General features: G+C 34.0%; 5 protein-coding genes and 1 pseudogene. 2 read left to right on the forward strand and 4 right to left on the reverse strand.

What is annotated here, in order from left to right:
* Positions 1-888 (forward strand): replication initiation protein RepM, encoded by an 888-nt coding sequence (repM, locus tag AC4CU3_RS19135; protein ID WP_068550825.1) that lies wholly within the window; start codon positions 1-3, stop codon positions 886-888.
* Between the two features lie 76 nt (positions 889-964).
* Positions 965-1,531, forward strand: coding sequence for a plasmid replication DNA-binding protein (locus AC4CU3_RS19140; protein ID WP_068550826.1), 567 nt, complete (start codon positions 965-967; stop codon positions 1,529-1,531).
* A 255-nt stretch (positions 1,532-1,786) separates the two neighbouring features.
* Here AC4CU3_RS19140 and AC4CU3_RS19145 read toward each other — a convergent pair whose 3' ends face one another.
* The 4 genes and pseudogenes from AC4CU3_RS19145 to AC4CU3_RS19160 form a co-directional block, all read right to left on the reverse strand.
* Positions 1,787-2,617, reverse strand: coding sequence for a hypothetical protein (locus tag AC4CU3_RS19145; RefSeq protein ID WP_049044175.1), 831 nt, complete (start codon positions 2,615-2,617; stop codon positions 1,787-1,789).
* Positions 2,618-2,885: 268 nt separating this feature from the next.
* A pseudogene (locus AC4CU3_RS19150) lies at positions 2,886-2,996 on the reverse strand (CysB family transcriptional regulator); the annotation flags it as partial.
* A gap of 67 nt (positions 2,997-3,063) precedes the next feature.
* The gene (gorA, locus tag AC4CU3_RS19155) at positions 3,064-4,416 is read right to left on the reverse strand and encodes a glutathione-disulfide reductase (protein ID WP_002122354.1); all 1,353 of its coding nucleotides are present in this window, start codon (positions 4,414-4,416) and stop codon (positions 3,064-3,066) included.
* A gap of 348 nt (positions 4,417-4,764) precedes the next feature.
* The gene (locus AC4CU3_RS19160) at positions 4,765-4,956 is read right to left on the reverse strand and encodes a hypothetical protein (RefSeq protein ID WP_068550827.1); all 192 of its coding nucleotides are present in this window, start codon (positions 4,954-4,956) and stop codon (positions 4,765-4,767) included.
* Positions 4,957-6,366: the final 1,410 nt, after the last annotated feature.

Genomic DNA, 6,366 nt, shown 5'->3' on the forward strand with positions numbered 1-6,366 from the left:
TTGGATAAGAATCAAATTGTTAAATCAAATCAAGTTATAGAAGCTTCCTATCAATTAAGTGCTGTAGAACAGCGTATCGTCTTGGCAGCTATTTCACGTATTCCGAAGAGCCAGCCTATTACTGATGATGAGTTATACCCTGTAAGCGTTAATGAACTACAGCTATTAGGAGTACATGAAAAAACCGCATACAGAGACTTAAAAGAAGGTATTAATAGACTTTATGAAAGATCTATTAATCTTAGTATTGATGATAAATCTATAAAAATGAGGTGGGTACAAGAGATCCAGTTTTTGGATAGTCAAAGTATCATTGGTATTCGTTTTTCAAAACCTATCTTGCCCTTCATATCTAATTTAAGTAGAGAATTTACTAAGTATGCTCTATCAGATATTGCTGGGATCAATAGTGGATATGGTATTCGTATTTATGAATTATTGGTGCAATACAGACAAATAGGTAAGCGTGAAATCTCTGTTGAGAGCTTACGAAGCATGTTGGAGCTTGGCAAAAAATACCCACTATTTGCAGATTTCAAAAAACGGGTAATTGATACTGCTGTAGACCAAATAAATGAATGCAGCCCATTAAGCGTTTCCTATGAGCAGAAAAAAACTGGTCGTAAAGTCACCCATATTCTTTTTTCATTTAAAGAAAAATCAAAAAGTATTAATCAACATAACGAACAAGATAAGGTTTATAAACTAACAGACGCTCAAATCAATATGTTTGGCAATCAGCTTTCTCGCTTACATGAGCTATCGCATTTAGCAGCTCAAGGAGAAAGCTATGATGTACTGGCATCAAGAATAAAAGAAATGCTTAGAGATCCAATACAACAAAAGCAATTTATTCCTCATCTTAGGAATTTAGGTTTTAAAGGGTGAGGTTTGATTGTGTATGTAGCGGTTGACTGTTTCTTAATGTATCTTAGTTCACATAATAGACAACCTAAATTACAACATGAAATCACTATCTGTTATCGAACTTTCAAACCTCTATGGAATGACTCGTCAAGCCGTTTATAAACAAATAAATAAAGGTAATTTAAGTAAGAATAGCGATGGTAAAATTGATCTTTCTGAAGCTATTCGAGTCTTTGGTGAACCATCTAAACATGTGAACAGTTCACAGACAACCGAAACACGAAAGTTGTCAGAAGTTCACTTGCTTGAACAACAGGTTCACATGCTTCAAAAACAGCTAGAACAGGCTCATGACCGTGAGAAATTTCAACGAGATGAATTAAAAGCTAAGAATGATCAGTTACATGTTAAGGACGAACAAATTGAGGCAATGCAACGTCTATTAGAAGCCCCAAAAACCAATATGACTACGTTTACCGATCAAGAACCGTTGCAACCAAGCATGACCAAAACAGCTCCAGAACCGGACACAGCAGAAGCTAAACATGACGGATTGACTACTCTGGTCGAAACAGAAAATAAGCGTATTCCGGTGCCGGAGCATGTTGAACCGGAGCAGCCGAAAAGAGGGTGGTTAAGCCGGTTTTTCTTGCCGAATGGCTAAGGGCATTATTCAACTGAGCTAATCAAAAGTGTGGAACATTGATCAAAGAATAGACGTGGAACACGACTATTCACGTAAAAAGCCCAATCGGTAGTGATTGGGCTTTTTTATATACGATAAGATTATGATTTATATCAGAATAAAAATAGCATTTCGTATAAGGTGTATTATGTTAATTTTAGTGAGGCTAAAAGATCTTTTCAATCGGTAATCATTCAAAAACCTATTCAGTCTTTCAACTCATTGGGCTAGTTATTAGTTTTTAATACCATTAACAACTTTCCCTGTTACATCCTCATAGAACAGCAATAGTGCGTAAACACGAGATAATTCTTGACTAGACCTACTGTATGACTCGGCTTTTTTGTAAATAGACGAAGACCATGTGCTATAGAGTTTAATAGACTTTAGAACATCTAATTTTCCAGATAGCGCAAGTTGTTTAATATTTATCGCATTTTGATATCTGTAATTATCTGGAATATAGTTGAGGCTTCCATAATTTTGGAGTAAACCTTTTGCACTTTTACAGTCTGTAGTATTTTCCAGTTTATTGTTGGACTCACATCCTTTAACGTTTATGGTATCAAAACCAGATACCATTCCATGAAATAAGAACCATTCATTAGTGCCCATGAAATTGTAAAGTTGACCAATAGAATTTCTATCATAACGTGATTTTAAATTAGATACTTTTTCTCTAAACCTCTCATTATTCGAGTCATTACAAAGAGTTACTAAAGCTAAATAAAGAGACTCAGATGTAATTTTTTTCGGGTCTTGTCTAGTATTGATTGGAGAAAGAATTGCCCGTTTTAGAATAAATTTTTCATCATATACCTGAATTAAGTCATCTATATAATAAGTATTATCTTTACAATCAACTGTAGTATTACTTAACAAATTTTCGTTTGTTTTAGAATTATGCACATAGATAGTTGCATTAACGAGTTTAGGTTCATTGGTAACAACTACAGAATTTTCATCTAAATACATCACACCTGCTAAGGATCTCCATTTCCTCTCAGCAGCATGAGCAGTCATACATGAAAAGAGAGTTATCACCAAAAAAGTTAATATTTTCATTAAGTAGTAGCATATTATTAAAAATAATTTGATAAAAAGTATAATAGAGAAGTGTAAAATTAGCACTTACATAGCCACTAATTTATCAACATTCGTCAGATGACACATAAGTTGTCATTTCTGATTAAATAATATCAATGAGTTATAGAATTTAGTGACAATCAATGACATTAGTTAGTGACACATAAGCTGTCATTTATTTTATTTTGTTATTCAATATCTTAAAGTAAATATTTCAGAAAAATAAAAAGATATAATAATGAAAGAAGACTTTTTTACTTAAACCAGATTGAGATGTTTTTAGAGCATGTGCTGTTTGTGATAAATTGAGATTATGTTGAGTGAGTTCTCTAATAATTCTAAGTTGTTGAAAGTTCATAATTTGGATATAGAATATAAAAATAAGAGCAAATATATAAATAAATGCTCTTTTAGATGATCAATGATTAACGCATTGTGACGAATTCTTCAGCAGAAGTCGGATGAATTGCTAAAGTGTTATCGAAGTCTTTTTTAGTTGCTCCCATTTTTAAAGCAACAGCAAAGCCTTGCAGAATTTCATCCATACCGTATCCAATACCATGAATTCCGACCACTTTCTCATCAGTTCCTACACAAATTAATTTCATTTTTGTGAGTTGTCGATGTTCTGTTATCGCTGTATACATGGATGTAAAGGAAGAACTATAAATTTTGATGGCATCTTTACCAAATTTTTCTATGGCTTGATCTTCGGTTAATCCAACTGTTCCAATAGGTGGGTGACTAAACACCACAGTCGGAATATTTTCATAATCTAAATGTTCATTTGGCTTATTGTTAAATAAACGTTCAGACAGTCTTCGACCCGCTGCCACAGCAACAGGTGTTAACTCGACTTTACCTGTAATATCACCCACTGCATAAATGCCAGACTGTGTTGTATTTTGATATGCATCAACATGAATAAAGCGATTCTCGTTCAATTGAACTTGAGTCTTATTAAGATTGATCGCTTCAGTTGCAGGTTTTCTACCAATTGCCCAAATCAAGCAATCTACACTATGTTCTGTACCATCTTCTAGGTGTAATACAAGTGAGTTATCTTGAACTTTAGTCACTTTGTTAATCTGACTATGAGTATGCACGTTAATATTTTCACTGCGCATATTCTCTAATAGTGTTTTACCAAGGAAATGATCTAATCCACGCAAAGGCTGATGTTTACGAATAAATAATTGTACATTCGAACCCAATGCATTAAGAACACCTGCCAATTCCACAGCAATATAGCCAGAACCAACAATAGCAGTCCGCTTCGGTAAGTGTTCTAATCCGAAGAAACCATTGGAATCAATACCATATTCAGCACCTTCAATTTCAGGTTTGAATGCTTGAGTCCCCGTAGCAATTAAAATATGGTCAGCTGTGTACGTTTCACCATTTACTTCAATTGTTTGAGCATCTAAAAATTTTGCAAAACCTCGAATGACATCAACATTATTTTTAGCTAGTCCTGTGTCATACGATGTATGTATTCGGCTGATATAGGCTTGTCTGTTTTCAACTAATTTCTTCCAGTTAAAGGATTTCAATTCTGTATTAAAGCCATAGTCAGGACCATATTTATGAATCGCATCGGCAATTTGAGCTGAATACCACATCACTTTTTTAGGAACACATCCTACGTTGACACAGGTTCCACCAATATCACCCATTTCTATCAGTGCACATTTCTTACCATACATGGCAGCACGATTGACTGATGCAATACCGCCACTGCCTCCGCCAATCGCAATATAATCATAGTGTTTAGACATAAATGAAATTCCTGTTTTTTAGATTTAAAAAGTTAAAGACTTAAGCATTCATTTGAATGACAAATCTAAACTTAACATCTCCTGCTCTTAAACGTTGTAAAGCATCATTAACACCTACTAACGGTACAGTTTCTATTTCAGGACGAATATTTGCTAATAGACTAAAATCGAGCGTTTTTTCTGAATCGTGAGGTGTTCCTGTTAAAGAGCCTTGAATTTTACTTATACAGTAATAACAAATAGACTTGCGAATACTAAGTTATATAGAACCTGCTAGCAAATTAGGGGTGGTTATAAAGCGAACTTATAGAAAACATTTAACATAAAATCTCTTATACGCAGCCCAGGTTAATCCTGGGCTTTTTGTTCAATCTGACCATTGGCTTCAAACATGCCAGGATTGGTGATCCGGATGCTTTCCTGACAATTTCCACAAAGCATTAACCCTGCAAATTTTTGAACATTTTCCTTTAATTCACAGAAATCACATGGCCGAGGAAAACTAAGGATACTTGCCGAGTTGACCAATTCTGTTGACATAACACTTCACCCTTTAGCTGTACACGCTTATTTGTAATAAATTTCAATATGTTATACCTGAATTAATGCATAAAGCGTGTACATTGCTTGTATACCCTATGTGTACAGCATATTTTCAATGATTTTAGAAACTTACTGTCATTTAATGTATACATAGGTGTACACATGCGAATCAATATAAATCAAATATTTAATCAATTCTTGCGTGTACACTTTCTGGAACTCATTTTTAAGTCAAAACAGTACAGTCATGTGCCAGTTTTTCTATCGTAACGACTGGTAAAGATGACAAAATCGTTATTCATTTACTATGAGAATATTTTGATACCACTTAATATATTGATAATTAACATTAAAATAGATAATTCTGGTATCATTCTAACAGTACAAGTGATACCAAAAAAACTATTTATTAAACAACAACTTAAAGTGTAAAAAGTGCCTTTTGTTGGTATCATCAGCGGTATCATTTAATTTATATATAAACCAATAACTTAACTACTTTTCTTTCTATTTTTTGGTATCAGATTCTTCATCATAATTAATCGTCTGTACGCCTTATAAATCATGGATTTTGAGCTTTTATCTTTAGATGCGTGGTGTGTGAACCAAAAATTGCCGGTATGTACCGGCTCCCAATCCATTTAATTGACTTAACTGACAGTAAAGATAGTGCTTGGCCAAAAGAGATCCTGACTATTGTATTTTTAAGAGAAAAATCTATAAGCGAAAACTCTAGCCTACAGGTCAAAAATAAAACCTAAGTTAAAACGCTCTCACATGCGATTTCAGCCACATTTTTACATAAGACATAGAATCGACTATTGAAATGAGTAATCAGGTCAAAAAACGCAAATGAGCGCCAAATAGAGACTATTTTTATTCTAATCGGGATGAATAGAGTGAGTGTCTACGAGCGAAGCACCAAAATTCGCACCTCGACTCTCTGAAAAACAGCTTTTTAGGCTGTGAAGCCTAAATAAGCGTAAATCACATGCAGAAAATTGGGCCTAGATCGAGCGTAGCGAGTAAAAAAGCTTTATGAGCGAAGCGAATTCCGAGTTTCTTTTGCTCTTGTTTTTGCTTTTTCTCAAAGTCACAACAGGATGATCTAAAAAATTGCCCCACGAATCGAGCGAAAGCGAGATTCAATAGAGTTTGAGCGTAGCGAAAACCAAGGGCAATTTTTTCAAACGTATTTTTAATTATTTTTATATCTTTTAAATCTTTTCATTGAGCTGTATCCCTTATGGAGCAAGCCTTTCAACGTTCAACTATGACGGATTGACTACTAACTATGACGGATTGACTACTAACTATGACGGATTGACTACTTAACTATGACGGATTGACTACCAAATATGACAAGTATATAGTTGTCATATATAAAAGAAAATCAATGGTTTTATT

Source organism: Acinetobacter sp. 802_lipA (assembly GCF_058242885.1).

Excerpts from the sequence above, each read along its gene's own strand:
- AC4CU3_RS19145 (WP_049044175.1), bottom strand. The coding sequence starts at position 2,617 with ATGAAAATATTAACTTTTTTGGTGATAACTCTCTTTTCATGTATGACT.
- gorA (WP_002122354.1), bottom strand. The coding sequence starts at position 4,416 with ATGTCTAAACACTATGATTATATTGCGATTGGCGGAGGCAGTGGCGGT.
- AC4CU3_RS19160 (WP_068550827.1), bottom strand. The coding sequence starts at position 4,956 with ATGTCAACAGAATTGGTCAACTCGGCAAGTATCCTTAGTTTTCCTCGG.
- AC4CU3_RS19140 (WP_068550826.1), top strand. The coding sequence starts at position 965 with ATGAAATCACTATCTGTTATCGAACTTTCAAACCTCTATGGAATGACT.